Source organism: Vibrio crassostreae 9ZC13, from assembly GCF_000272045.2.
In the GTDB taxonomy this organism is placed as follows: domain Bacteria; phylum Pseudomonadota; class Gammaproteobacteria; order Enterobacterales; family Vibrionaceae; genus Vibrio; species Vibrio crassostreae_C.
Genome location: NZ_AJYZ02000024.1, coordinates 1 through 443 on the forward strand (window position 1 = coordinate 1; position 443 = coordinate 443).

Below are 443 nucleotides of genomic sequence, written 5' to 3' on the forward strand. Positions count from 1 at the left end.
CGCCGTTATTAAAAGTAACTTTGAGAGAACTACTTGGTTTTCCGAGACGTCGGAAACCGCTATACCGGAAAATCAATTGGAGAAATCACCATGGCAGTGAATGTAAATACAAACGTTTCAGCGATGACAGCGCAACGTTACCTAAACAACGCAAACAGCGCACAACAAACATCAATGGAGCGTCTAGCTTCTGGCTCAAAAATCAACAGCGCAAAAGATGACGCTGCGGGTCTACAAATCTCGAACCGTTTGAACGTTCAAAGTCGTGGTCTTGATGTTGCTGTACGTAACGCGAACGACGGTATCTCAATTGCACAAACAGCTGAAGGTGCAATGAATGAGACGACTAACATCCTGCAACGTATGCGTGATTTGTCTCTACAATCTTCAAACGGCTCAAACTCAAAATCTGAGCGTGTAGCGATTCAAGAAGAAGTAACAGC

General features: G+C 44.2%; 1 pseudogene. It reads left to right on the plus strand.

Annotation, left to right across the window (positions count from 1 at the left end):
- Window positions 1-90: 90 nt before the first annotated feature.
- A pseudogene (locus tag A136_RS10745) lies at window positions 91-443 on the plus strand (flagellin); the annotation flags it as partial.